Raw genomic sequence first — 23,129 nt, 5'->3', positions numbered from 1 at the left:
GCTCAGGCACTTATTTTGCCCGATAACTGCTGATCGTCAGTCCCAGAAATCCAGTACCTGCCAATCAGAATCCCGGTTACAGGTCCGAACAAAAACGCAGCCGGAATCCCATACCCCCGTGCCGCAGAGATCCAGTTTTGTTCCGATCCTTTATAGTGATTAAAAGGAAATTCTCCCTCAATCCAGGCTCCCAACAGAGCAATTCCCACAACCAGAGCTACACATCCCAGCAGACCATACATCGCCTGCCGCACCCAGGGGCCGAATGTATGGAAGGCGAAGAAGGGACCGACCAGGATGAAGACAGTGACAAAACTGAGGATCAGGGTCCAGCGATAGCGCACTTCAGCAGTTTCAAAGAGGGTCGGATGGATGTAATCAGATCGCTGAATCACGTATGCCATCGTGAGCTGCACGATAACTACTCCCACTAACAGGCCGGTAAAAGCACCGCCGATCACTCCCTTAAGTAGATTCGCAAGCCGCTGCCCCCACATACCCTCGCCTTTACAATAATTGAATACAAAATGCTGACTTTAGTTTACCAGTTCCCCACAACAGAATCAAAAAACGTCGGTCTGTTGATGACCACCATAATCACGACGTCGAATCAGATTGGTACGCAAGAACTCTTCTACATCTACCTGAGAAAGGACATCCTTCATTCCTGGAGGAACGGAAGCAATTAAAGTCGAATTGATCACGCGGCGTTTTGACGTATCCGGATTCTTGACCGTCGCCGTATGCAGGGTCCCCATCCAGGTTGAATGATCTGCGGAGTAGGGAACAGAAGAATTATTGATACAGACGATCTGATATTCGGCACAGGAAAAACAGGAGACCTGAGTCGCAAAAGGCTGCAGCATTTCATAGCCCGACTGAAACATCGGGTTGTGCTGAGCAAGAAACGCGGCGGGGGTCAGACCCAGTTCATGTGCGCAGAGTGCATAGTCGGATATCTCCAGAGTGCTTTCCACCTCGGTTGGCTCATATCCCAGCATGAGGAAACACTCCTCCGGCCCATTGTCGCGATGAGGTTTTGTCGAATTTTGTTGATCAAAGCGCCCCAGCGAAACGTACTGCAGTGTCTCTCCTCGCGTAGTTTCATGAGCCGTCGCCAGTTCCTGCTTGAGAGCAACCATTGTACTACGCTAGCCCTTCGAACCTAGGTCTGCCCCCAGGTTGATCAGACAGAAGCCAGGCTCGCTGAAATCCGTTCGGCAGGTCCTTTGATAAACGATCTGTGCAAGTTCAGGTATCGTCAGGTTATCAGGACGAAGGCATATCGCGTCGAGGGGCCACGGCGGTAAGTCGGATCTCATCAGGTTCGCTCTCACAAGTTTGAGCACAAGAGGGGATGTTTAATTTTAGATCACTCAATGAAAGTAAAGTCACACTTTTCTATGCAGCAGGACTATAATCATTGGAGACAGGTTCTTCTCCGATTCCATTTTCTTCTCAGAAACAGGCAGAAACATGGTTCGTCTCTTCATTTTCTATCTCTCCCTCTTCGGATTCCTCATTCTCCCCGCTAGCGAATCGATAGTTGTTTCACAGACTGGACAGTTTAAAAATTCCAGACAGACATTTGCTGCCTGGCCGTGGCCCGTCGCACTCCCCTCAGACAGTAGCCCCGAAATTAAAGCAGCTGCAGATCGATTGAGCAAAGCACTCAAAAACCCACTTGCTGTCATCCAGACGGATCAAAATCCGGTCTGTGCGCTCTGGCTGGAGGTTGGTTTATGGAAGCCCAATCCATCGACGCCAGGCTATGTCATACTGATTCAACCAGGCGGTGGGCAGATCATCGCCTCTGATCTGAAACAATTAGAAAAAGCCATCAGCCGGTTGAATCAACTGAAACGGATTCGGAATGGAAAGACCGAACTCCCCATCGGCGTCATCACAAGCTATCCCACCATTTCTGAATCCTGATTTCTCCGGATCCGCAAGTGACAATCCAGGTGAAGCCTGCTAATATTTAATTTAGTTTATATATTGCCCGCCCCATTTAATTTCAGGATTGCCCATATTCGATCCATGCATAATTCATTACCGATAGCTTTAATGCCCCTGATCTTCTCTCTCTGGGGAGTATCACTGCTTCACGGAGCAGAGGAGAGCGAACCTGGACAAATCGAGTTCAATCGTGACATCCGGCCGATCCTTTCTGAGAAATGTCTGCACTGTCACGGGCCCGATGCGGCGACCCGCGAAGCCGATCTCCGTCTGGATGACCAGGAAAACGCAATTCGCCCCCGTGATGGCTACCGCATTATTGATCGTCAGCATCCCCACCAGAGTGAGTTAGCCAAACGGCTGATCACCACAGATGATTCTCTCAAAATGCCCCCCATTGATTCCGGTAAGGAACTGTCGCCAGCGGAAATTGATTTGCTCAAACGCTGGATCGCAACGGGAGCCGCCTATCAGCAGCACTGGTCTTTCATTCCGCCCCGACGTCCAGACCTGCCTGAGGTTAAAGATCAAACCTGGGTACGAAACCCGATCGACCGTTTTGTCCTGGCTCGTCTGCAACAGGAAGGTCTCAAGCCGTCTCCCCGGGCTGATAAAGCGACACTCTGTCGGCGGCTCTCACTGGATCTGATCGGCCTGCCTCCCACGCTGGAGGAACTGGACGCCTTCCTGCAGGACGACTCACCACAGGCCCTGGAAAACCTGATCGACCGCCTGCTCAGCTCGCCGCATTATGGCGAGCATCGTGCTCGCTACTGGCTCGACGCAGCCCGCTATGCAGATACCAGCGGTTATTTCACTGATGAAGAGTGGGAGATGTGGCACTGGCGGGACTGGGTTATCGACGCTTTCAACCGGAACCTGCCTTTCGATCAGTTTACGATCGAGCAGCTGGCCGGTGACCTGCTCCCCGATCCGACTCAAAAACAGCTGATCGCCACAGGTTTTCATCGCAATCATATGACGACCCGCGAGACAGGAATCATCGATGAAGAGTACCGCGTGGAATACATCGTCGACCGCCTCGATACGACGTCCACGGTTTGGATGGGGCTCACCATGGGCTGCGCCCGCTGTCACGATCACAAATACGATCCGATCTCACAGAAAGAGTTCTACCAGCTCTTCGCCTTCTTCAACAATACCCCCGAGACCGGCAACACCCGCACTGCAGGTAATGCACAACCGGTTCTGCAGATCCCGTCCCCGGACTATAAGGACAAAGAACTGAAACTGCAGAACGAATTGCAAACCCTCGAGCAGCAGCATCAGCAGAACGAAACGAAGCTCGCTCGACTCCAAACGGAATGGGAACAACAGATTGCTGCGACGCTGAAATCCCCTCCGACCGAGAAACTGATTCTCCACGATCCCCTGGACGATCTGAACCAAAACCAGACATTCAAGGCCATCGGCAACGTCGAAAACAACGCCGGCTTTCTGGGAACGGGTGCGCAGTTTGACGGAACGGCCTTGCTGGAAAGTCATCAGCAACTCCCCCTCGATCGGCACACGCCCTTTTCCATCGCTGCCTGGATCAAACCCGCTTCGGGGGGCCCGATCTGCATTCTTTCTCAGAATGACGATCGACAACAACTCCGGGGCTTCGACATCATGCTCCGTAAAGGAAAGCTCTGCGTCCACCTGATCCACGCCTGGAACAGCAATGCGATTCAGGTGGTGACCGACGGCAGCATCAGTACCGGTCGCTGGCAGCATCTACTCGTCAGCTACGACGGCTCGTCGACAGCAGCGGGAATTCGCATCTATCTGAATGGTGCTTTGCAAAGTACCTCTGCCCCCTACGACAGCCTTACCTCCAGCATTACAACTGATGAACCCTTTCGCCTCGGCCGCCGTTCGACCAGTGCCTTTTATAAGGGCAACCTCGATGAGCTGCGAATCTACAGCCGCACGTTAAGTGCAGAAGAAGCCAGGCAACTCGCCGATTCGCAATTCCTGACCGCCACTCTCGCGGTCCCCAGGGAGAAACGCACGCAACAACAGCAGGAGGCACTACGAACCTACTTCCTCAACACGGCAGCCCCTGAGGAATTCCGTGGTACGGAACAGGCTCTGGAGAAGAAACGCAGTCAACTCGCCCGCTTGCGCAAGCAGATCCCCTCAACGATGGTGATGCAGGAAAACAAGGAACCACGAGTGACCTTTATTTTGGAGCGGGGCGTTTACAATCATCCGGGTGAAAAAGTAAACGCCAGGGTCCCCGCCGTCCTGCCAGGCTTCCGTGATGAATTTCCGACGAATCGTCTCGGACTGGCCCGCTGGCTCACCAGTCCTGAACACCCATTAACAGCTCGCGTCTATGTAAACCGGCTCTGGCAACAGATGTTTGGCGTCGGCCTGGTCAAAACGGTCGAAGACTTCGGTTCGCAGGGAGAATGGCCCAGTCATCCGGAACTACTTGACTGGCTGGCTGTCGAATTTCGTGAAAGCGACTGGGATGTCAAACACCTGATCAAGCTCATCGCGCTTTCAGCGACTTATCAGCAGTCTTCTCGCGGCACCAGTGAACTCTATGAGCGCGATCCCGAAAACCGGCTGCTCTCACGCGGCCCCCGCTTCCGACTCGATGCAGAGACGGTCCGGGACAATGCACTGCACATCAGCGGTCTGCTCGTAGCAAAGCAGGGGGGACCAAGCGTCAAACCTTATCAGCCGCTAGGACTCTGGGAAGCGGTCTCCTACGATGGCGATGTCACCTATCAACAGGATTCGGGAGACGGGCTGTACCGTCGCAGCCTCTATACTTACTGGAAACGACAGAGTCCTCCTCCCGGGCTGATGGCCTTCGATGCTCCGACTCGCGAAACCTGTACTGTTCGTCGTCCCCGCACCAATACACCACTCCAGGCTCTGGTACTGATGAATGATCCGACTTACCTCGAAGCGGCCCGAGTACTGGCAACACGCACATTAAAACAGGAGGGAACGGAATCGGAACATATCGCTTTCCTGTTCCGTTCTGCCACCAGCCGTAGTCCCGATAAGCGGGAACAGCAGATTCTGACACGCCTGCTCCAGAAGCAACAGAAGATCTATCACTCCGCCCCCAGTGCAGCACGACAGTTGATCCAGGTTGGTGAAGCCCCCATTGAGGCGACGATTCCGGACACGGAACTGGCGGCCTGGAGCATGCTCGCCAGCACGATTCTCAACATGGATGAGACCGTCACGAAACACTAATTCCACAGGATCCCCGATGCAGAACGAACTCAACCTGCTCCAACAGGAAGTCACCCGCCGGCAGTTTTTCCGCCGCAATGCCACAGGCATTGGTGCGGTTGCACTGGGATCACTGCTCAATTCGGATCTCGATGCAGGTCCTGCTGACTCGGTGCTACCCTCCCATTTTCCGGGGAAAGCGAAACGTGTGATCTACCTGTTCATGCACGGCGGTCCCTCGCAGATGGAACTCTTCGACTATAAACCGCGTCTCAGGGAATTGAATGCGAGTCCGCTACCCGACTCGGTCCGCGGTGATCAACGGCTGACGGGTATGACTTCAAATCAGAAATCGTTCCCGGTCGCAGCGCCGAACCAGTTCCAGTTCCAACGGCATGGCGAGAGTGGCACCTGGGTCAGCGATGCACTGCCGCACCTGGCGAAGGTGATCGATGATGTCTGCGTGATTAAGTCGATGCACACAGAAGCGATCAATCACGACCCGGCAGTCACACTGATGCAGACTGGACACCAGCAACCGGGACGTCCCAGCTTTGGTGCATGGTCCAGTTACGGACTGGGCAGCGAGAACCAGAACCTGCCCGCGTTTGTGGTATTGATCTCCGACGGCAGTGCATCCCGCCCCGCAGATCCCCTGTATGCCCGACTGTGGGGCACCGGATTTCTGCCTTCGAGTCACCAGGGAGTCAACTTCCGGAAGAACGGCGATCCGGTACTCTATCTCTCCAATCCGTCCGGTCTCACCGACGCCAGTAGACGAAGTATGCTGGACAGCCTTGCGATGTTGAATCAAAGGCAGTTTGAAACCTATCGCGATCCGGAAATCCAGACCCGCATCGCGCAATACGAGATGGCTTACCGCATGCAGACCTCCGTTCCTGACCTGACCGACTTTTCGAATGAAAGTGAGCAGACATTCGACCTCTATGGTGAGGCTTCCCGTAAACCGGGAACCTACGCCGCCAACTGCCTGCTGGCCCGACGGATGGCAGAGCGGGGTGTGCGGTTCATTCAACTCTATCACCGGGGCTGGGACCAGCATTACAATCTGCCCAGCGACCTGCGCCTGCAGTGCGGCGACATCGACCAGCCAACCGCAGCACTGCTTACTGATCTCAAACAGCGAGGACTACTGGACGACACACTGATCATCTGGGGCGGCGAATTTGGACGCACGATTTACAGTCAGGGTACACTCACCAGCACCGATTACGGCAGAGATCATCACGGCCGCTGCTTCACCATGTGGCTGGCCGGCGGCGGCATTAAGCCGGGCATATCCTACGGCGCGACAGACGATTTCTGTTACAACATCGCCGAGAACCCGGTTCACGTACACGATCTCAACGCAACCCTATTACATTGCATGGGTCTGAATCACGAACGCCTGATATACAAACACCAGGGCCGGGATTACCGTCTGACTGACGTGCATGGGACGGTGATTAATGAAATTCTGTCATAAACACAAAGGATCGGACGGGATCATTTCTGATCTGAGTTGAGTCCCTGTCTGAGTACATCGCGTACCTGCTCCAGGATCACCCCCAGACGATTCAAACCGGTCCCGTCCTGTCCGCAACCCCAGAAATAGTCACCGGGGGCGTTTTCCACAATTGCCTCATCACCCGTGGAGAGCAAAAGTGCTTTCAATTCGAGGTGCGTCTGGAATTTCTTGAGTACGGCTGCCGACATGATCTCCTCTTTGACTGTTTCCCAGTCGTCGCGGAGTTTGACCTTGCGACTGCGTCCCAGCAGGGCCGCCTGTTTCGAATTAGGGGCTGTTCTGATCCGTTCCCGGTATTCCGGATCACTGAATTTCTGCGCCTGAAAATAGTGTTCGACGCTCGGCCACCAGAGCCCGTCTATCTCGACCCCATGTGGCGAGAAGTTCGAAAACGCACCATACTCGTCGTTGCGGGTGTAGAAGCAAATCGCCATGTGAACAACTCTGTTTATTACCGGGAAAACCTGGATTGAATAAAAGCACCAATTTCCCTTACCAGATCTTCCGCTGACTCCGTTTTCGCCACCACGATATACCCCGGCCAGGGATCCCACTCCAGCCCCACGATCTGTCTCTCACACTGATAATCCTGGAACATTTCATACAGACCAATGGTCAGTTCCCCCGCCGGTTCCAATTGAAACAGTCTGACCACGGATTTTGTGATTGTGGGATAACGGAGGGAATCGATGTCGTAAAAGTCGATTGTCAACCGCCGGCTAGCGTCGTGAGATTCCTGCATGGCGTTCACTGGCTTTGAAAATGAGGAAGCGGAATACATTCTTAATTAAAGACACCTGAGTTGGGGAGTAGGTTCCTTACTATTCCTCTGACTTCATGGACTGTTCTGCTTCCTCAACTGCTTTTGGCGGAAAGCGAATCATATTTATGTACTTGCGCATCATAGCAGGCAACTCAGTCATTTCTTCCGAAATTAGAAAATGGACATTCCACCACTCACCATGTCTGTTGATATAGAGCTCATAATTAGATCTGGCAGGATCATCAAACGAATCTTTCCGGACAATGACCATCCTTTCAAAGGCAGGAAAGCCCTGAAATTGAACTTGCTGTGACTTCGACAATTCTTCCTGTTCCGGTTGGTTTATCTGCATGCAGTTGAAGTTGGCTCTTTGATAACGAATCATCAGTCGATTGCGCGGAGCAACGCTTAACCTGGGGACATCCTGATGATATCTCATTATCAGATTCGAATCCCAGTTTGGAGGGGCAATGAATGAGAGGCCCAGCGGATGAAAGATCCGGTTTTCCTCCCGCGGTGAGGTCACGGGAATCATTTTTCCAGAAGGTCCCTTGGGGTTCCAAGTCTTTTTGAAAAAAAACAGGGTTAGCATGCCGGTGATACTGACTATCACCAGGAATTCCCACTTCGTTAAGCCGGACCGCCTGGACTCATTTCTCATATTTATCACGCGTTTTCTGGTTTCACTTTCTCGCGGATGGTTTGATTTCCGTCGAACAGGAAACGACGCTGTCAGTCACCGCAAACACGCCCGTCGCGATTTCGTTCTTATTATCATTCACGGGCAGCCATTTTCTGACGAAGGATTGTCCGTTTTTCAGTTTGAAGGTGGTTTGCAGATCGCTGACCTTATGATTTCCCAGGGGTACCGTGATGACGACGATCAGGTGCTGTTTGGAGCGGGTATCCGCGTCGAGCGTATCGATGGCACTGGTCGGGAGCGTCTCAAAGACATCCAGTAATTTGACGCCTCGATAGAGCCTGTATTCCACACCGTTATTTTCGATCACCGCGGAAGGTTCAATTGGTGGCGCCGGTTTGTCGTTTTTTGAATTCCGGTTGGATCGCACGAATGCAATAATCAGAACCACAACCAGCAACTTTGCCACAACTCGCATGATATTTTCTCTCTTTAACTTACTTTCCAGAAATCTTCAGTGATGTATTTACTGTGTATATTCAATCAGAATTTCGCAGCGCCGTTCGTGACTGAAACAGTCGAGACCAGCAAAAACGAAGGAGCCAGGCTAATCCCAGCGCCAGGGAAGCATGAATTGCCAAGACGATCAGTTTGACAGGATGAAAGTTCGATCGAACATATAGAGAAGCGATCGTCCATTGAGGCCAGTTCTGATTCAACTCAACATGTAAACTTCCCTTTTCCGGTACAACCTGGATCAGGGAACTCAGACTGAATATCAACAAAAACCAGAGCCAGAAGCGGGAGAGTTTTTTGCTTCCATAGAAGACCGTGAAAACGGCAAACCCGCAAGCGAGACCGAAAGTGAGCCAGAGTATGAATGACTGCCGCTTCTCTTCAGGCCAGGTCAAATCAGTTTCAAACAGTAACAGCCCCAGAAACATAAACACGTAGGCGAGAAAAATATAAGAGCCAACAAAGCCAACCAACGCCTGCATACTTTTCTGCAGATAATTTTCTGCTCGTCGGTCCAGATCTGTCATCGAATTTCCTCTTACTCAATTCTCGCACTCACATTACTTGGGTCTATCATGCCAATCTATTCACTTGAACACAAGCGAAGATCAGGATTGGTGGTGATCGGAAAAGCATAGAGATTGAAAAACCTCATGATTGATAATCCGGACAGGTAGCAGGCAAAATACCTGCTACCAAGTATTCCATCCGCCGCTGGTGGCACATCCAATCAGATTCTGATTGTGTATGTTTTGGCTCTGGCTCAGCTTCTATTCTCGACGCGCCATCGGCGTTCTTTGGGAGGCACTGCTTTGTAGAGCACCTTAAAAGCCACCAGCATGAATAACAGCGCCGGCATCAGCACAATCCCTGCCAGCAGTTTGGGAAAACGATCTCCGAGTACCAGGATACAGGTCAGATCACTGAGTGAAATGAGCAGTCCCATCCAGACCAGGAATTTAAACCGAGTCAACACAGCAGGACTGACGGGGGGAGAAGTAGTTTTCATCACGCGACTCCCTTTCATATCTGAGAAATGAATTGTGCCTCCATTTTACCCGCTAATCACATGAACACAAGTTTTTTCTCCCACGCCATACATTTACATTGTCGCCAATAACAATTACAATCCGCTCAACAGACACCAGCTGAGGAGCGCCCATGCAGATTCTGACTCTCACCAAATACATCAAAGCCGACCTGATCGCCCGGCTGTCGCGGGATGAACTGTCCCCCGATGCGCTAAAGCTGGCGGCACTCTCAGACCATTATCAGGTGAGCGTTACCCCAATCTATCATGCGATCAATGAATTGATTGAAGAAGGGTATCTCTATCGGGAAAAGAATCGGCGGCTGTGCGTCAATCAGGAGAAAATGAGCGATGCCCAGACCGCGGCGAAGTCCCACCAACCGGCGCCTCCCGAAGATCATTTCAAACGTATTACCGATGACCTGCTCACGATGAGCCTGAATGGCGAATCCGTGTTTCTGCGGGAAATGGCGTCGGCGAAAAAGTATGATATCAGCCGCACCAGTCTGCGGAATATCTTCAATCGGCTGGCCGGTGACGGAATGCTGGAGCATGTCCCTCGCAGAGGCTGGAAACTGCGTTCATTCAATCAACACGATCTCGATGCCTTCATTGAGGTTCGCGTGGTCCTCGAGCTCAAGGCACTGGATCTGGCGAAGGAGAACCTTGATAAACGCGTGCTGCAGAAAATACTGGACGGCAACCAGGTTCCCGAGACTGATGAGGAACCGCTGCAGATCGACAACAGCCTGCACGAATATCTGATCAAACAGTCGGACAACTATTACATCATCAGTTTTTTTGATCGACACGGTCGTTATTTCGACCTGCTGTTTCTCTGGGAATCGAACGACCGCGACGCAGCCATCCAGGAGATCCAGCAACATCAGCGAATCTTGACCGCACTCATCAATGAAGACTGGACGACCGCCCGCGAAGAGCTGGAATTCCACCTCCGCAGCAATCACCCGGTCCTCTCGCAGCTTAAACGCTGACGTTTACTCTTCATTACCCGCTTTGTGGTGCGACACAGTAATGGTACTGCTGATCCCGCCCCGGGGAGTAAATTCTGCTCGCAGTTCGAGCCAACGCGGATCGGTGACTGCAACCAGGTCATCCATAATGCGGTTGGTCACGTCTTCGTAGAAGGCACCTACGTTGCGATAGCTCTGCAGGTAAAGCTTGAGTGATTTCAGTTCGAAACAGACCTGATCGGGGATGTAAGTAATGATCAGTGTGCCGAAGTCAGGCTGACCGGTTTTGGGGCAGACCGAGGTAAATTCGGGACAGACCGTTTCCATGACATAGTCACGGTTGGGGTAGGGGTTTTCGAACGTTTCCAGCAGGCTGCGTGGAGAATCGGCTTCACTCATGGTCGTATGTTTCTCTATCGATGGATTCGGGATGACGTATCACAAATGTGATCGTGTTCTATAGCGATTCTCCGAGGCGTGCAAGCAAATCACAAGTATTTTCACGCAAATCGGTTCAAATCTTGATAAAGATCCGCTGCAGATACATCCAGAGACAGATCAGCCACAGTACAAACAGAACGGTCGCAGATACGGCGATTGGGGCATAGGGACAATCTGAGCTGAACAGTGAACCGGCCACAGACCAGCCGGTCATTTTATCGACCGTGGTCAGATGCATCTCGAGCGACTTTTGAATCCAGGGACGAATCAACTGCGCCATGATGTACATGGCAATTGAATTCATGCCAACGACCACAAAGGGGAAGGCCCACTTTTTATAACCTTTGACATCGATAATCCAATAAAATACTGCCAGGAACCAGAAGGCCCAGCCGGCACTGAATATTGCCCAGCCGGGGGACCAGATCCGTTTGACGATCGGTACCAGGTGCCACTCCCATTGCTCGATATTAACCGGCCAGATTGAAGTATCCAGCAACATCGATATCACGAAACAGATCAACCCCGCCTGCAGCAGCCATTTGACTTTCATTTTATCCAGGCGGTTGGACATCAACAGTTGTCCGGCCATCAGGCCGAACAGCATGGTGGCAATGGACGGAATAAAATTGAGCGTCTGATAGCCGCCGTGGTTTACCCAGAATTTCTGTCCCTGATAGGGCTCTTCGTAGCGGGGGAACTGGTTCAGCAACCGACGATCCACGGACGCAGCGGCATTGGTGTGTTTATTCCACGGTTCTCCAAAGCCGGAAAACTGAGTCCACTCCGATTCGTCCAGATGTTTGACTTCAGTCAGGTAGTTCTTGACCGCAGTCAACTCTGCCTCTGCAGGCATGTATTGATAGAAAAAGAACCAGAAACCTCCCAGAATGGTGACGACGCCAATCAGCTGCGTCACAAAAGACCGGTTTACATAAAAGAAGACCACCAGATAACCCAGGCCGATCTGGCAGAGAACATTCGCAAAAGTGAAATTGGTGTGAGGGCCCGAGCGAGAAGAGAGAAAGACTCCCAGAGCCACAAGGAGCACCGATCGAAAAATGGCATGCCCCCAGATGCGGAGCGTGGAATCGCCCTTCTGCTTTCGCTTGCGTACCGAAAAGGGCATCGAAACGCCAACCATGAACATGAAAGAGGGCTGAATCAGGTCCCAGAATCCGGCACCGGTCCACTCGACATGACTCAACTGGTAGGAGAGTGTCTGCCAGAGATACTTCCACGAGGATTCCCACTGGGTACCATCATACTGCTGCAGAATTTCAGGTGAGTTCCGCACCGCGTTGGCGATGTACAGTCCTCCTGAGGCCATCGCCAGCATGACAAATCCACGGTACGCATCCAGAGACGTCAGACGCTGACTGACCGGAGGTGTTTTTCCCTGCTTCTGTTCCTGCTGTTCTTTTTCAGCGGTTTCAGGAGGAATCGCCGGTGGTGTGACAGACTCAGTTTCCGGAGTTTTCTGCAGAGGTATGGTTTCCGGTTCGTGTGACTCTGAATTCGGAGTATTTTGTGTCATCTGATTTACCGATGAAGAAAGAAAAGCTAAGGTATGACTACAGTCAATCAACTGGTTCTGCCAGTCGCTGAAAGACTACTTTTATCGTACCGTGTGTGGCTGGCAGTGTAAAACATCAAACAAAGTCGATCTTTCCTTATTTTAAGCAGAGTTTCATGACCATCCTGGTGACCGGCGGTGCCGGCTATATTGGCTCGCATTGTGTCCGGCAGTTAATTCAGTCCGGCAAAAAAGTCTGCGTGATAGACAATCTATCACGGGGACATCGTGCAGCAGTCCCTGCTGAAGCCTCTTTCTTTCAGTTGGATCTGCTGGAGACCGAGCCACTCACAGAAATCATGAAATCCCAGCGGATTGAAAAGGTCATTCATTTCGCAGCCCTGGCTTATGTTGGGGAATCGGTTACGGATCCGTTACCCTATTATACCAACAATACAGCGGGTACGCTTTCGCTGTTACGAGCCATGCGTCAGGCCCGTGTGAGCCAGCTGGTTTTCAGTTCATCCTGTGCGACCTACGGCATCCCGGATCAACTTCCGATAACAGAAGATAGCCCTCAACGCCCCATCAACCCTTATGGCTGGTCCAAACTGTTTGTCGAACAGATCCTGAAAGACTGCGCCAGCAGTTACCCCAACTTCGGTTTTATCGGCTTGCGATACTTCAACGTGGCAGGCTGCTCGAAAGATGGTGCGGTGGGGGAAGATCACAATCCGGAAACACACCTGGTCCCCAACTGTCTGCGTACAGCCCTGGGACAGCAATCTCATATCACAGTGCTGGGGAACGATTATCCGACTCCAGATGGAACCTGCATTCGCGACTATATTCACGTGGAAGATATCTGCTCTGCCCACCTGCTTGCCCTGAATGCATTGACCACGAAATCCAGCCGTTTTTATAACGTTGGTCTGGGTCAGGGCTTCTCGGTTCAGGAAGTGATCAGCACATCAGAAAAAGTGACAGGCTGTCCCATTCCCGTTGATATTCAGCCACGACGCCCCGGTGATCCCCCCATGCTCTCCGCTTCTCACGAACGGATTTCGAGTGAACTGGGCTGGTCTCCGAAATACAGGAGTCTGGAAGAGATCATTCAGACAGCCTGGGACTGGTTCCGGACTCATCCCGCCGGTTATCAGACGGATCATCCATAGTGACGATTGATTTCCCGGAAGTCCGTTTTCGTGGCACACTCAGGCCATCGCAGGCTGAGGCGATTTCGGTAATTGAACAGCAGTTGAACTCCGGCAAAAAACGACTGCACATCGTCGCACCTCCCGGCTCCGGCAAAACGGTACTCGGACTTTATCTCTGGGCGCAGCACGTCAGACGTCCCGCCCTCGTTCTGTCTCCCAATTCGGCGATTCAATCCCAGTGGGCAGCATGCACCGATCTGTTTCATTCGCCCGTCGATACCCGACAGCTTGTCACGACAGACTCGGAACAGAATGCACTTTTGACTTCACTGACCTACCAGTCAGTGACGCTCCCACGACAGGGAGACTCCAAAGTTGAAGAAGCAGCGTTGGAATACTGGATCGAATTACTGATCGCCCGAGAACAGGCCCAGGATCCTCTGGAAGCGTTCACTTGGATTGCGGATCTCAAACAGCACAATCCCGATTATTACGAGAAGCGGTTCCGTACCTACCGTAAAACGGTACGTGACCAACTGGTCTCGAGCGGGAATGCACTCGATCTACTGCATGCATCTTCTCAGGAAACGCTCACACAGCTCAAGAGCAGGGGAGTCGGCATGATAATCTTCGACGAATGTCACCACCTGATGGGGCATTGGGGGCGCGTACTCGCGGATGCACACGACTTTCTGGAACAACCTGTCATCATCGGCCTGACCGCCACGCCTCCTGACGAAAAAGGGAAACTTCAGGAGGACATTGATCGCTATCACAGCTTTTTCGGACCGATTGATTACGAAGTTCCGATTCCCGCGGTGGTCAAGGACGGCTATTTGTCTCCATATCAGGACCTGGCTTATTTTGTGCGTCCTGCGACGGAAGAACTGACTTATATCGCAAATACCGATGACCAGTTGCAGCAGATCATGGAAACCCTGTGCAGCGAGAAAGAAGCGACTCCTCTGATCTCTGATGGCGACGAACCCACTGACACGTCTCTCGTGCCACAGGAGCGGGTTGAGCCACTCCCAGAATGGCTATTATCTCTCCTGCAGAATCTGGAACTGCCTTCCGGCAAAGTGGATGACTGGACGACCTTTGAACGCCGCGATCCTTCACTGGCAGACGCGGCCCGTCTGTTTCTGCAACAACGCGGACTGGAACTTCCGTCACACGTACCACCGCTGGACATCACCAACATCGATGAAGAGATCCCCCGACTGAATTACTGGGGGCCTGTCCTGGATCGCTACATCCGTCATCGCCTACGGCGTTCCCCCGCGCCAGAAGATCAACAGCTGGCAACACAAACCGTCGATCAGTTGCGGCTGTTGGGGCTGCAAATCACGGAAACCGGTTCACAGCCCTGTGCGTCCCCGGTAGGACGTGTGATTGCGTATTCACGGAGCAAAATCCAGGCACTGATCCCTGTCCTCCGAGCCGAGATGCAGAATCTGGGAGCCACGATACGCGCCGTGGTGATAGCTGACTTTGAAAAGACTTCAGCCACCTCAGCGGAAGTGGAGCATCTGCTCGATGAAGAAGCGGGAGGCGCCATTGCTGCTTTCAAAGAACTGGTCAGAGACCCGGAAACCGATAAATTAAATCCCGTGCTGCTCACCGGTTCCAGCGTGCTGGTTGATGATGATATCGGAGAGCTCCTGCAGACGACGGCTGAACAATGGCTGGCTGACCGAAAGATTGAGGTCACGCTCAGCCTGCAGCCTTACGATGGATTCCATGTCCTCAATGGCAGCGGTGCACAGTGGTCTCCTCGGGTGTATGTAGAGATGATTACGGACCTCTTTCAACAGGGACTCACCTGCTGCCTGGTGGGAACCCGGGGGCTGTTGGGGGAAGGTTGGGACGCGAATAAAATCAATGTTTTGGTAGATCTGACAACTGTGACGACATCAATGACGGTCAACCAGCTTCGAGGCCGTTCTTTTCGCCTGGATCCGGACATGCCCACTAAAGTTGCGAACAACTGGGACATTGTCTGTATTGCGCCGGAATTCACCAAAGGACTCGACGACTACGAACGCTTTATCAAAAAGCACAAACGCCTGTTCGGCGTTACCGATGACGGCCTGATCGAAAAAGGCGTCGGTCATGTCCATGCTGCTTTTACCGAAATCAAGCCGGAAGGTCTCGAAGGTTCGGTGCAGCTACTAAATAGTGACATGTTGACACGTGCTTCCAAACGAGACGACTCACGTGCCTTGTGGAGAATCGGAGAACCCTATCAGGGGCTACCGCTCAAAACGATTGAATTGAATAACGGTAGCCGAGTAGGGGGAAGTAGTGGCTTCCCCCCTTTCAGCGGAATTCGTCAGCCCTGGTCGTCCCATTCACTAACGAAAGCTGTCAGCCAGGCAGTACTGGCAGCGTTGCAGGAAACGAACCTGATCTCCAGTAACTCCCGAATGCAGGTCGGGGAACGTTCCGGAAACTACATTCGTGTGTTTCTGGACCAGTCCCCCGAAGACGACTGCGATCGCTTTCTCGAAGCCGTACAACAAGTATTCGGTCCACTTCAGGGAGCACGATATGTAATCCCCCGTGTGGTGCACGAGATTGAGGACACCTGGATTTCCAGTCTGCTGCCTGATCTGCTGGGGCGATACTTTCGCAAACGTCAGGAACAACTGGCGATGGTACATGCGGTCCCTTCCGAACTGGCCCGCAACAAACAGCTCGTCTCTGTATTTGAGAAGCACTGGAATCAGTATGTCAGTCCGGGCGAGGCCTGCTTCGCTTATCGAGGTAAAGGAGCAGAGCTGCTCGAACACGCGCAGCGCAGTGGACTGTCACCTCATGCGAAAATCCATCGTAAAGAACTATTCGTCTGATAGGAATAAACCGGTAGGCCACACTTGAGTATGGCCTACCGGCGTCCTTCGATTCAGACCGCTGTAGTCGATCGTTCCTTCTTGCGACCAGGCAAAGACTTTTCAGCCACGGGTTTTCCCGCAAACGTGGCAGTCTGCTCCCGGTTCGAATCATCAGACTGTTTCTGGGCAAAACGGACCACGACCTGCTGTCCCTCGAATGAGAGTTCGAGTGTAGTCCCTTTTTCCAATGATTGAGAGTTAATCACATCCGCAATCACGGGGGTGACATAACGCTCAATCGTCCGTCTTAAAAAACGGGCACCGAAGTAAGGGTCGTACCCTTTCAATGCCAGCCAGTCCAGAATTGACCGATCCGGCTGAATGGAAATCCGGTGCCGCTTCAAACCAATGCGATCCTGTAACAGACCCAGCTCGCAAGCGGCAATTGCCCGTATATGACCCGCATTCAACGCGTGGAAATACACGATTTCGTCAAAACGATTCAAAAATTCGAAACGGAAATGTTCCATCAGCCGCCGCTGCATAGCCTGTTCCATCTCTGATTGAGATGACACTCCGTCTGCAAAACCGATCAGACTCTTACGATAAAGCTCAGCTCCCGCGTTCGTGGTGGCAATAATCACAGTCGAACGGCAGGAAACCGTCTCGCCCGTTCCATTAATGAAACAGCCTTCATCGATTAACTGCATAAAGCGGTCCAGGACAGGCGGCGCACACTTCTCAAATTCATCCAGTAACAGCACCGTGAATGACTGCCCCTGCAGACGCTGGGTCAGTAGTCCCTGGCGTTTGGATAACGCATACGCCTCCGGATCACCGAACAAAGTCAAGGCAGATACTTCCGTCTGGAAATCTGCCATATTCAACCGAACCATGCTGTCCGGCCGTCCCAGCAGATATTCAGACAGTTTCTGTGCGATATGCGTTTTACCCACTCCCGTCGGTCCCGCGAACAGGAACGCTCCCAGTGGACGACGTATATCACTCAAACCCGCCTTAATCGTACCGATCATCCGCACAACCGCATCCACAGCCTGATCCTGCCCCAGGACAGACTCAGCAAAGTGTGCTCGTACCTGTTGCAGTTCGAGCTTGATTGCGGGATCAATCAGGGACAACGGAACCTTGTGTATCTGGTGAAACCGATCAATGACATCCCGTCCATTGACTTTTCGGGCCTTTTTCCGCACTACCTTGACCTGGTTCAACAGATCCAGCACCTTCCGAGGCATATTCAATCGGGAGAGAAAACGGTGCGATAACAGCAATGCTTCTTCCTGCGCGGTCTCCGTAATCCGAACCCGATCCGTCTGCTGTTGATATTCGGACCAGTGACGTACAATCTGTCGGGCCGTTGACAAGTCCGGCTCATCAACTTTCAGAGCGACAAAGTGGCTCTCCAGATCCGGATAGTTTTCAAACATCGCTTCCACGCTGGTCCGATCTCCTTCGGCCAACAGGGGACGCTGAGTCTGATAAGCGTAGGACTGTAATAACGGCTGCAGATAATAGTCGTTCAGGATCTCCATGTCAGAGAAAAACGGAACGATATTCTCATCTGTTTCCAGTAACAGATCGAGCAGTTTCTGAAATTCACCGCGCAGCTGATCTTCTTTTTTGAGACTGGCCAGGGCTCGTCGAAACGAGAGTTTGAGAATCCGCGTTCCCTGCAATGCTTCCGGCCCCTGTCCAACTGCTGAAAGTGCTACCAGCTTGTGGATGACCGAAGATTTTCCAACACCACTCCCGCCATACAAAATAGGGAAGCGGTCTGCATTGATGATATCGGTCACATCGCAAACCAGCTCATCCATCAGAAACACCGGAGAGAGTTTCCCCGTGTCTGCTTCTTTCGTCAGATCACGCTCGAGCCATTTATTCAGCACTGTTTGCAGATTGTTTGTCTGTTTTGACATCAGAGTATTCCATCAGTCTGATTTCCAGAAAGGTCAACAACGCATTCTTCAGCCCGGAAACCAGTTTGCCGAAGAATCTCTAACAGGAAGACCAGCAAGCCCCATCAGGGGTTCGCAGCCCCATGGAGGTTTCTGTATGAAAGAGTGCTGCTGACCTGCTTTTATTCAGACAAAACCTGAAATATCTGTGATAACAGAGAATCAGACGCCCAACACTGACAAAGCGTCTGAACGCTGATACAATAATAAGCATTATTAACGAACCCTGACTCCCTCCAATCCCGCCCTCAACCATCGACAGGATTAACCATGGCTCACACATCCTTCCGAAGAACTTTTCTCGTTTTGACCCTGGCCGGACTCTTCCTGCAATCCACCATGATACTGGCAGCAGACAAAGTACAGGACCGCCGTAAAGTGCTCGGTCCCTCCCAGGCAGATCAAAACCTGAGCGACTACTTCAAGCTTCATGCAGTGCGTCTCGCTGATCGCAGTCTGGCTGACATTAAAGACCTCAAGACCTGGGAACAGAAGCGAAAGCAATATCGAGAGCAGCTGTTCGAAATGCTGGGACTTTCGCCGCTTCCCCCCAAAACAGATCTGAAACCAGAAATCACAGGTAAGATCGAGAGCGACGGATTCATCGTTGAAAACATCACGTTTCAGTCGCGTCCCGGGTTGTACGTTACCGGCAATCTCTATCGACCTCTCAAACAGGAAGGTAAGGTTCCCGCGATTCTGTATGTATGTGGGCACGGGGGCGTCAAAAAGAATGGCATCAGTTACGGAAACAAAGTGCATTACCAGCATCATGGCGAGTGGTTTGCCCGCAATGGTTATGCCTGCCTGACGATTGACACTCTGCAACTGGGTGAAATCGAAGGGCTGCACCATGGTACCTACAGGGAAGGCATGTGGTGGTGGCTCTCCCGGGGATACACGCCCGCTGGAGTAGAAGCCTGGAACTGTATTCGCGCTCTGGACTACCTGCAATCGCGTCCCGAAGTTGATGGAGATAAGCTCGGGGTCACTGGACGTTCCGGTGGGGGCGCTTACAGCTGGTGGATCGCAGCCCTGGACGAGCGCATCAAAGCAGCTGTTCCGGTAGCAGGCATTACGAATCTAAAGAATTATGTCATTGACGGGGCAGTCGAAGGACACTGCGACTGCATGTTCATGGTCAATACTTACCAGTGGGACTACGCCCAGGTCGCCGCCCTGGTGGCTCCCCGGCCCCTGTTGATTTCCAACACCGACAAAGACAGTATCTTCCCCCTGGATGGCGTGGTTGACGTCTATAACTCTACCATGAAGATTTATGAACTGTACGGTGTCCCGGAGCATCTCGGGCTGCAGATCACAGAAGGACCTCATAAGGATACCCAGGAACTGCGAATTCATGCGTTTCGCTGGTTCAACCATTATCTGAAAGGGGATGACTCCTTGATTGAGATGGCTGCCACGAAGTTTCACAGTCCTGAAGAATTACGTGTCTTCAAGAAACTGCCCGCAGATCAGAAAAATGCAAAAATCCAGGAATCGTTCGTCGCCACAGCCAAACCAGAGGTCCCGCAGGACTCGGCGGAATGGCACCAGATGACGGAAAAATGGAAAAACCTGCTGCTCAAAAAAACCTTCCGCGCCTGGCCTGATAAGGTCGATTCGAACGTCAAGGTAGAAACCAGCCATCGAGATGGTCTTACTCTGAAAACAATTTCGTTTGAGAGTCAGAAACATGTCCCCCTGAAACTGTTCATCGTTCTGCCGGACCATTCGAAAACCGTCTCTGAAGTCACTCTGAATGTCTTAAATCAGGCAGAGTGGGAACAATTCCAGTCTGCACTCGCTCCCCTCTTTTCTACAAAAGAGGACGCAAAGCAGTCACCCGAGAAAGCTTCCTCACTCTATAAAGAGATGCAGCAGCGTGTGCAGCAGGATCAGACGGCCCTGGTTTACTTCACTCCACGAGGTGTGGGACTGGATCAGTGGAATCAGGATCCGCGTAAACAGGTTCAGATCCGCCGCCGCTTCTATCTGCTGGGGCAGTCACTCGAAGGGATGCAGATCTGGGATATCCGCCAGACGATTCAGCAACTGAAGGCACAGCCGGAATTCAAAAAGGCAAATCTGACATTGAAGGCCAGCGGAGAAGCTGCCGCCCTCAGTCTGTATGCGTCACTGTTTGAACAAGGAATCAGTCAGCTGGAACTCTCCGGTATGCCGGCATCGCATCAGCAGGGACCTGCACTCCTGAACATTCTACGATTCCTGGACCTGCCACAGGCTCTGAGCATGGCCGCCAGTCGCACGCCGGTCATACTCAAACAGGTTGATCCACAGGACTGGAAATATGCAATTCAGGTTGGCAAACAGATGGGCTGGCAGGAAAAACAGCTGCGAATCGAAAAATAAAAGTCGCGATTTCTGGATACAGGCAATCACCAGACGCGCTCAGCGTTTGCTCAGAGCGTGCGCGCCGTTATAATCAACTTACTCTGCCTGAGACGAAAAAAGTACGTTTCTGGTAGGCTACAATAATGAGACAGAAATAGAGTTTCCAAGCTTAAAGGTTTTTCGACGTGAATCGTCCTCCCCATACATCTGCTCCACTTCCTGATCCGACAGCAAACATGACGGAAGGCTGGCACTGCCTGCATCTTTATTACCGTGTCGATCAGGGAATCCTTAATCAGCTTGATCAGTCCACTCGCGACAGCGGTCGTCGGGAACTGGCAGCCATCCTGGACCCCGATCAGGAAGACGCTCCTGTACGGATTCAAACGTCTGTCGTTACCGGCCATAAAGCTGATCTGCAGGTATTGATCATGGATCCGGATCCGATCAAGATCGATGGCATTAAACATGCCATTCGATCCTGTGGGGTGGGTCCCGCGCTCATTCCCACCTATTCTTTTGTGTCGCTCACGGAGATCTCCGAATACGTTCCCACACTGGAACAGTATGCGGACAAACTCAAGCAGGAGGGAACTGATCCTGACAGCCCGGCATTCCAGGCGAAGCTCAAGGCTTACGAAGGACGTCTGCCAGCGATGAATCAACAGCGGGTGTACCCCGAATTTCCTGACTTCCCCGTCTGCACTTTCTACCCGATGAATAAATCACGGGTTCCCGGTGCGAACTGGTACATGGAGCCCTTCAGCAGCCGTTATCACATGATGGCAGAACACGGTCTGAGCGGCATGAAGTTCGCGGGGCGGGTCGTCCAGGTGATTACAGCGTCAACCGGCTTTGACGACTGGGAATGGGGTGTCACGCTGTGGGGCAGGGCACCAGAACCGATTAAAGAAATCGTATACACGATGCGGTTCGACAAGGCCTCTGCCAAGTATGCAGAGTTCGGGCCCTTCTATCTCAGCTATATCATGCCCCCGGAAGAAGCAATCGCCCATCTCAAGCTCTGACAAGAGCTCAAGACAGGCGATTATACTCGACATATCTATTCGAAACGGTTCCGCTTAGCGGCGGAAACGATAATCAGAGTTGGATTCGCTGAAATCAGCTGTAGCCAGCTCTGATTTCAGATTGATATCAGTAAATGAATAGGACTCAATCAGAGTCTGTTCATCCAATTCTTCGGGAGAGGCAGAAGCTATTTCTTCCCGTGGCCAGCCAAATCCGCGAACGAATACAGGCAGACAGGATTCCTGATCAATATAAATCACGGACTTCCGATAGGTCGGTGATTCTTTTGCATTCGCAAAGTGAGCGATAAAGCAGTAGCAATCTTTACCATCAAATTTCTGGTTACTGAGCATCACACATTCGGTATTCAGATTCTCTGCGAGGTCTTTCTTACGAAAGCCAATGATTTCTTCCGCCAATGCTCGGATACCGGCTTTGGTGATAGGATAACGTGATTCCTGCATAGCCAGTGATCCGTGGGGATCCAGTTTCAGCGTAGGCATCAGACGACCTTTCAGACCGCCCATCTTGACCAGCATTTTCTGATCATTTTCACCATCAACGTAAAGCAGTTCCTGGCCTTTGTCTCCCACAACCCACTTCATATAAACGCTGAAGGGTTTGTGGCGACATTTCAGGTTAATAACCTGGTTCTCGGTGAGGGCACCGCCCACGTATTCCTGCTTTGAGAAAGTGGTTGTGTAATCTGATACGGAATCCAACAGACGGCAGCCTTTTTCCAGCAACAACTGATTCATCAGTAGAGCCATCCGTCCGGTTAACGTACCGGGCTGCTGCTGAGTCTGTGCCTGACCATCCTGTTTAATTTCCTGATTGGATTCAGAAAATTCCGTTGGTTTATAAGCAATCACCGGAACGGGAACCGGTCGGGCAGCGACCACAGCCATATCGTTGGGATCGGCGTCAGCCGGAGATGGATCGTAACTGAAATACAACACACCAATCGCAGCAGACAGAATGGCGGAAGCCAGCATGTTCGGGAGTTGTTGTTTGGACCTGTGTTTAAGCATGCGCATCATGCGGTACCGTTCCTTTTCATTAAGAAACTGCAAGGCACCGTCTTGTCTGAACTGAATCCTTGATCCGGGATCCACTCATCCGTGAAAAGACGTCGCTCGGGCTTGCCCGTCGTGGTGATGTGATCTAGCCAGCACACGGTATTCCCTTTGTGCGTCTGACGGATGTT

20 protein-coding genes are annotated in these 23,129 nt (G+C 52.0%); 8 read left to right on the top strand and 12 right to left on the bottom strand.

Translation table 11 applies throughout. The features are described from left to right. Nucleotides 1-2: 2 nt before the first annotated feature. Both RID21_RS16070 and RID21_RS16065 read right to left on the bottom strand, forming a co-directional pair. Nucleotides 3-497: a hypothetical protein gene (locus RID21_RS16070; protein ID WP_350190547.1), complete on the bottom strand. Its 495-nt coding sequence runs from the start codon at nt 495-497 to the stop codon at nt 3-5. Nucleotides 498-563: 66 nt separating this feature from the next. Continuing rightward, complete coding sequence (locus RID21_RS16065) at nt 564-1,142, bottom strand: hypothetical protein (protein WP_350190545.1); 579 nt, start codon at nt 1,140-1,142, stop codon at nt 564-566. A gap of 334 nt (nt 1,143-1,476) precedes the next feature. Between RID21_RS16065 and RID21_RS16060 the strand changes: the two genes are divergently transcribed. The 3 genes from RID21_RS16060 (at nt 1,477) to RID21_RS16050 (ending at nt 6,646) form a co-directional block, all read left to right on the top strand. Continuing rightward, entirely contained in the window at nt 1,477-1,935 is a 459-nt protein-coding gene (locus RID21_RS16060; protein ID WP_350190543.1) for a hypothetical protein, read from the top strand. A 105-nt stretch (nt 1,936-2,040) separates the two neighbouring features. Beyond that, nucleotides 2,041-5,181 (top strand): DUF1553 domain-containing protein, encoded by a 3,141-nt coding sequence (locus RID21_RS16055; protein ID WP_350190541.1) that lies wholly within the window; start codon nt 2,041-2,043, stop codon nt 5,179-5,181. Nucleotides 5,182-5,197: 16 nt separating this feature from the next. Then, nucleotides 5,198-6,646 carry a DUF1501 domain-containing protein gene (locus tag RID21_RS16050; RefSeq protein ID WP_350190539.1) on the top strand — a complete coding sequence of 483 codons (1,449 nt, stop codon included), beginning with the start codon at nt 5,198-5,200 and terminating at the stop codon, nt 6,644-6,646. 20 nt (nt 6,647-6,666) lie between these two features. On the opposite strand, the gene ybiA is transcribed toward RID21_RS16050, so the two are convergent. The 6 genes from ybiA to RID21_RS16020 all read right to left on the bottom strand — a co-directional run bounded on the left by ybiA (nt 6,667) and on the right by RID21_RS16020 (nt 9,616). Continuing rightward, nucleotides 6,667-7,122 carry a riboflavin biosynthesis intermediates N-glycosidase gene (ybiA, locus tag RID21_RS16045; protein ID WP_350190537.1) on the bottom strand — a complete coding sequence of 152 codons (456 nt, stop codon included), beginning with the start codon at nt 7,120-7,122 and terminating at the stop codon, nt 6,667-6,669. A 17-nt stretch (nt 7,123-7,139) separates the two neighbouring features. Next, nucleotides 7,140-7,430, bottom strand: a complete 291-nt coding sequence (locus RID21_RS16040) for a hypothetical protein (protein WP_350190535.1) — start codon at nt 7,428-7,430, stop codon at nt 7,140-7,142. A 79-nt stretch (nt 7,431-7,509) separates the two neighbouring features. Beyond that, nucleotides 7,510-8,064 carry a hypothetical protein gene (locus tag RID21_RS16035; protein ID WP_350190533.1) on the bottom strand — a complete coding sequence of 185 codons (555 nt, stop codon included), beginning with the start codon at nt 8,062-8,064 and terminating at the stop codon, nt 7,510-7,512. 70 nt (nt 8,065-8,134) lie between these two features. Then, on the bottom strand, nt 8,135-8,569 hold the full coding sequence (locus tag RID21_RS16030) for a hypothetical protein (RefSeq protein ID WP_350190531.1): 435 nt from the start codon (nt 8,567-8,569) through the stop codon (nt 8,135-8,137). A gap of 61 nt (nt 8,570-8,630) precedes the next feature. Continuing rightward, nucleotides 8,631-9,134 carry a hypothetical protein gene (locus RID21_RS16025; protein ID WP_350190529.1) on the bottom strand — a complete coding sequence of 168 codons (504 nt, stop codon included), beginning with the start codon at nt 9,132-9,134 and terminating at the stop codon, nt 8,631-8,633. 236 nt (nt 9,135-9,370) lie between these two features. Beyond that, nucleotides 9,371-9,616 (bottom strand): hypothetical protein, encoded by a 246-nt coding sequence (locus RID21_RS16020; RefSeq protein WP_350190527.1) that lies wholly within the window; start codon nt 9,614-9,616, stop codon nt 9,371-9,373. A 152-nt stretch (nt 9,617-9,768) separates the two neighbouring features. On the opposite strand from RID21_RS16020, the gene RID21_RS16015 reads away from it, so the two are divergent. Continuing rightward, on the top strand, nt 9,769-10,632 hold the full coding sequence (locus RID21_RS16015; protein ID WP_350190525.1) for a GntR family transcriptional regulator: 864 nt from the start codon (nt 9,769-9,771) through the stop codon (nt 10,630-10,632). A 3-nt stretch (nt 10,633-10,635) separates the two neighbouring features. On the opposite strand, the gene queF is transcribed toward RID21_RS16015, so the two are convergent. Further along, nucleotides 10,636-11,010 carry a preQ(1) synthase gene (queF, locus tag RID21_RS16010; protein ID WP_145040981.1) on the bottom strand — a complete coding sequence of 125 codons (375 nt, stop codon included), beginning with the start codon at nt 11,008-11,010 and terminating at the stop codon, nt 10,636-10,638. A 115-nt stretch (nt 11,011-11,125) separates the two neighbouring features. After that, nucleotides 11,126-12,589 (bottom strand): acyltransferase family protein, encoded by a 1,464-nt coding sequence (locus RID21_RS16005; protein WP_350190523.1) that lies wholly within the window; start codon nt 12,587-12,589, stop codon nt 11,126-11,128. Nucleotides 12,590-12,744: 155 nt separating this feature from the next. Between RID21_RS16005 and galE the strand changes: the two genes are divergently transcribed. Together galE and RID21_RS15995 are read left to right on the top strand one after the other, a co-directional pair. After that, nucleotides 12,745-13,743 carry a UDP-glucose 4-epimerase GalE gene (galE, locus tag RID21_RS16000; RefSeq protein WP_350190521.1) on the top strand — a complete coding sequence of 333 codons (999 nt, stop codon included), beginning with the start codon at nt 12,745-12,747 and terminating at the stop codon, nt 13,741-13,743. Further along, entirely contained in the window at nt 13,743-16,580 is a 2,838-nt protein-coding gene (locus tag RID21_RS15995; protein WP_350190519.1) for a DEAD/DEAH box helicase, read from the top strand. The genes galE and RID21_RS15995 overlap by 1 nt, the downstream gene beginning before the upstream one ends. A 53-nt stretch (nt 16,581-16,633) precedes the next feature. Here the strand turns inward: RID21_RS15995 and RID21_RS15990 are convergent, their stop codons facing one another. Next, nucleotides 16,634-18,499: an AAA family ATPase gene (locus RID21_RS15990; protein ID WP_350190517.1), complete on the bottom strand. Its 1,866-nt coding sequence runs from the start codon at nt 18,497-18,499 to the stop codon at nt 16,634-16,636. 309 nt (nt 18,500-18,808) lie between these two features. Between RID21_RS15990 and RID21_RS15985 the strand changes: the two genes are divergently transcribed. Together RID21_RS15985 and hemQ are read left to right on the top strand one after the other, a co-directional pair. Next, entirely contained in the window at nt 18,809-20,911 is a 2,103-nt protein-coding gene (locus RID21_RS15985) for an alpha/beta hydrolase family protein (protein ID WP_350190515.1), read from the top strand. Between the two features lie 167 nt (nt 20,912-21,078). Continuing rightward, complete coding sequence (gene hemQ / locus RID21_RS15980) at nt 21,079-21,921, top strand: hydrogen peroxide-dependent heme synthase (protein ID WP_232106831.1); 843 nt, start codon at nt 21,079-21,081, stop codon at nt 21,919-21,921. 54 nt (nt 21,922-21,975) lie between these two features. Here hemQ and RID21_RS15975 read toward each other — a convergent pair whose 3' ends face one another. Further along, nucleotides 21,976-22,962 carry a DUF1571 domain-containing protein gene (locus RID21_RS15975; RefSeq protein WP_350190513.1) on the bottom strand — a complete coding sequence of 329 codons (987 nt, stop codon included), beginning with the start codon at nt 22,960-22,962 and terminating at the stop codon, nt 21,976-21,978. Nucleotides 22,963-23,129 lie beyond the last annotated feature (167 nt).

This window comes from Gimesia sp., assembly GCF_040219335.1.
Lineage (GTDB): Bacteria > Planctomycetota > Planctomycetia > Planctomycetales > Planctomycetaceae > Gimesia.
The sequence above is the reverse complement of the archived record's forward strand: the minus strand, read 5'-3'. Positions and strand labels throughout refer to the sequence as shown.

Coding starts and splice junctions, on each gene's coding strand:
- RID21_RS16070 (WP_350190547.1), bottom strand. CDS start 497: ATGTGGGGGCAGCGGCTTGCGAATCTACTTAAGGGAGTGATCGGCGGT.
- RID21_RS16065 (WP_350190545.1), bottom strand. CDS start 1,142: ATGGTTGCTCTCAAGCAGGAACTGGCGACGGCTCATGAAACTACGCGA.
- RID21_RS16060 (WP_350190543.1), top strand. CDS start 1,477: ATGGTTCGTCTCTTCATTTTCTATCTCTCCCTCTTCGGATTCCTCATT.
- RID21_RS16055 (WP_350190541.1), top strand. CDS start 2,041: ATGCATAATTCATTACCGATAGCTTTAATGCCCCTGATCTTCTCTCTC.
- RID21_RS16050 (WP_350190539.1), top strand. CDS start 5,198: ATGCAGAACGAACTCAACCTGCTCCAACAGGAAGTCACCCGCCGGCAG.
- ybiA (WP_350190537.1), bottom strand. CDS start 7,122: ATGGCGATTTGCTTCTACACCCGCAACGACGAGTATGGTGCGTTTTCG.
- RID21_RS16040 (WP_350190535.1), bottom strand. CDS start 7,430: ATGCAGGAATCTCACGACGCTAGCCGGCGGTTGACAATCGACTTTTAC.
- RID21_RS16030 (WP_350190531.1), bottom strand. CDS start 8,569: ATGCGAGTTGTGGCAAAGTTGCTGGTTGTGGTTCTGATTATTGCATTC.
- RID21_RS16025 (WP_350190529.1), bottom strand. CDS start 9,134: ATGACAGATCTGGACCGACGAGCAGAAAATTATCTGCAGAAAAGTATG.
- RID21_RS16020 (WP_350190527.1), bottom strand. CDS start 9,616: ATGAAAACTACTTCTCCCCCCGTCAGTCCTGCTGTGTTGACTCGGTTT.
- RID21_RS16015 (WP_350190525.1), top strand. CDS start 9,769: ATGCAGATTCTGACTCTCACCAAATACATCAAAGCCGACCTGATCGCC.
- queF (WP_145040981.1), bottom strand. CDS start 11,010: ATGAGTGAAGCCGATTCTCCACGCAGCCTGCTGGAAACGTTCGAAAAC.
- RID21_RS16005 (WP_350190523.1), bottom strand. CDS start 12,589: ATGACACAAAATACTCCGAATTCAGAGTCACACGAACCGGAAACCATA.
- galE (WP_350190521.1), top strand. CDS start 12,745: ATGACCATCCTGGTGACCGGCGGTGCCGGCTATATTGGCTCGCATTGT.
- RID21_RS15990 (WP_350190517.1), bottom strand. CDS start 18,499: ATGTCAAAACAGACAAACAATCTGCAAACAGTGCTGAATAAATGGCTC.
- RID21_RS15985 (WP_350190515.1), top strand. CDS start 18,809: ATGGCTCACACATCCTTCCGAAGAACTTTTCTCGTTTTGACCCTGGCC.
- RID21_RS15975 (WP_350190513.1), bottom strand. CDS start 22,962: ATGATGCGCATGCTTAAACACAGGTCCAAACAACAACTCCCGAACATG.